The following is a 2699-nucleotide window of genomic DNA, read 5'->3' as shown; positions in this document are numbered from 1 at the left end:
ATTGGTCACTCAGTTCATTGAAATCAAGTTTGTTACCGAAGTAACTGCCATTCCTAAGAATGACGTTTTGATATTCATCAACGAGTGCCCACACAGATTGATAGGTTTAAATTGTTAAAGAGCTTCACTTGTTGAGCGTTCCTTTTAAGTAAGGAGCCTCTCGAAGTGGACGGCCATTCTAGCGTTTTAATTCTCAGTGTCAAACACTTATTGGGAATTAATTTCTACTTTTTAAAAGTAGCAGCGATTAAACGCTTTAAGCTAGTTGCCTTACCAACATTCTGCGCTGAAGCCTTGTGGCGTCTGCCGTGTCAGTGAGGCGGCATTATAGAGATGCAGCTCTTATTGGCAAGCATTAAATGCGTTTTTTATTGAAAAAAGAGGTTAAGCGAAGACATTTCAACCAAAGGCTTGTTTATACCACTTTTAACCCAAGTTTCGAACAAATTACTCACAACACCCTGTGGATAACTACTCGCCATTATCAAAAAAGTAAGATAAACGAGCCCTAGGGTTTAGATATTCTCTAACTTGTTCCGGTAACTTACTTGGATGAACTGCATTGACAATTTTTATCTCTTTAGTAAAGAGGTCAATGATCGGAGCTTGGGTTCTTGGCACGCTAGGATCATAGATCAGTACATTCGGGTAAAGCATGTGTTTGGCATTAACTGAAATCACTATTCCAATTGATTCATTTGAAAGCTGCACGACAGTGCCCGGTGGGTACACTCCCATAAACTTGACCAACAGACTCAAGTTATCCTGACTATATAGGTGTTTGCAGTTCTTATATAAATGAGAGAGTGCTAAGTAAGGGATCTTTTGCTGGGATTGCGCTTTACTGTGGCAAAGGTTATCAAATGCATTTGCTACCGCGACTATTTTTGCAAACTCATCTATACCATCTTCAGTTAAGCCTTCTGGATAACCTGAGCCGTCATTCATTTCGTGATGCTGACCAATAACTCTCTTCGCACTGTCAGGAAAACCCTCAATAGCCGTGACTATATCTACCCCATACTTAGTATGAAGTTTGAGATAATTCGCCTCTGGCACAGTCAAAGCTGCCTGCTTTCTTAGTATCGCTACGGGTATCTTTATTTTACCTATATCGTGAAACAACGCTGCAAATGAAAGGTCTTTCAACTGTTGCGTATTGTAGCCTTTTGCTTTACCAATCATTAATGCAACAACAGAGACATTTAATGTATGAAAGTAAATGTCTTCAAAGTCAGCTTTTGCATTCATGAGATGCAAGGTTACGTTATCGTCACTCACTAGCGTTTCAACAATATCATCAACAAGAGCTTTAACCTCCCCTACCGCATCTAATGGGCGATTACGAATTTTGGTCATCACAGAACGCATTCGGGCAAGCGAACGTTCGAACTCTTTCTCGCAATGACTCACCCTACGACGGTAAGAGCTTAGAGTTTCGATACGCTCATGCTTGTCTTTCCACATTCTTTCCGCTTCAAGACTTACTTGTAAACCAGTATCAAGGTCTTGTTCAATCACATGGTTAGCGGGTAAAGGTGATGTATCGCTTTGGTTCGGGTTTATATAGACGTGCTTAATCCCAAGATGTCGAATTACTTGTACTTGAGCGTCATCTTTGATTTTAAAGCTGTTAAGTAGAAATGGATGTTCATTCCATTTTACTGGGAGTCGTATATGTAGACCGGGCTGAATGCGATCTACGGTAATCTTTATGCTGCCCATTTTTATATATAATATTGATCAATAATCTCTATTTATAATTCTAATAAAACCGAGCAGCAATTTCACTATCCAATTTCACAGGTTCAGCTTAAAGAATCACAGTGCACCATCCAACGTATGCCGAACTTATCTTCCACTTTGCCAAACCGAGCTCCCCAAAACGTATCCGCTAAAGGTGTCATTATTCGCCCACCTTGCTTCAGATTTTCAAAGATTTGCTCTTGAGTCGCGGTATCCTCAGTAACAAGCGAGAGTGCAAGGTTGTTACCTTCGAGCTCTTTCGCTTTAACACCATCAGACATCATCAGCTTCATACCAAACGCTTCAAACTCTGCATGCATAATCCAATCAGGTTGAGCTCCCTCTATTACTTGTGGCGCATCACTAAAAAGTTGTTTCGATAAAACTACACCGCCAAAACATTTATGATAAAAATCCAACGCTTCATTACAACGGCCATCAAAAAACAAATAAGAGGTTACTGTCAGCATATCTCTCTCCTCTGCTATTTCTTTAAACATAGACAATAGAAGAGAGAATGATAGGTAACATTCTGATTTAAGGTGATTAATTTACCAAGAAGTTGAACTACGAAAGGAAACAGTGAAATTTCGGGATGAAACATAAAGATCCGACTGATTGAAAAAGCGCTTCTTCCGTTAAAACAAAGGTCAGCTTTTCTGCTCTCCAGATACAACAAAGCCCCGACCATTTCTGATCAGGGCTTTATCTAAATATGGTACCGGTAGGCGGACTTGAACCGCCACGCCCGAAGGCAACGGATTTTGAAAGCGTCAACTTGGCTTATATCTAGTGGAATTTAAGTAGTTTGAGTTTGCTATCAACTGTTATCTATACCCAATCAACTTGAAGATGCAGGCTTAAACACCTGAAAATTGTCATTGATTCGAGACGTCAACGAACCTGCAATCTCTGGAAGAGTTACAGTAAAAAATTGGTCTATGGCTTCCTTG

General features: G+C 40.1%; 2 protein-coding genes and 1 pseudogene. All 3 read right to left on the bottom strand.

Annotation, left to right across the window (positions count from 1 at the left end; genetic code table 11):
* Positions 1-471: 471 nt before the first annotated feature.
* Positions 472-1725, bottom strand: a complete 1254-nt coding sequence (locus H5300_RS26255) for an HD-GYP domain-containing protein (protein ID WP_182797315.1) — start codon at positions 1723-1725, stop codon at positions 472-474.
* A gap of 83 nt (positions 1726-1808) precedes the next feature.
* Complete coding sequence (locus H5300_RS26250) at positions 1809-2216, bottom strand: VOC family protein (RefSeq protein ID WP_182797314.1); 408 nt, start codon at positions 2214-2216, stop codon at positions 1809-1811.
* A 371-nt stretch (positions 2217-2587) separates the two neighbouring features.
* Positions 2588-2699: pseudogene (locus tag H5300_RS26245) on the bottom strand (IS630 family transposase); the annotation flags it as partial.

Source organism: Vibrio sp. SG41-7 (assembly GCF_014164465.1).
GTDB lineage: Bacteria > Pseudomonadota > Gammaproteobacteria > Enterobacterales > Vibrionaceae > Vibrio > Vibrio splendidus.
Note: the sequence above shows the minus strand (reverse complement) of the source record. Positions and strands in the feature narration are given on the sequence as shown.

What these genes read in the sequence shown, in the direction of transcription:
- H5300_RS26255 (WP_182797315.1), bottom strand. Translation starts at nt 1,725, where the DNA reads ATGGGCAGCATAAAGATTACCGTAGATCGCATTCAGCCCGGTCTACAT.
- H5300_RS26250 (WP_182797314.1), bottom strand. Translation starts at nt 2,216, where the DNA reads ATGCTGACAGTAACCTCTTATTTGTTTTTTGATGGCCGTTGTAATGAA.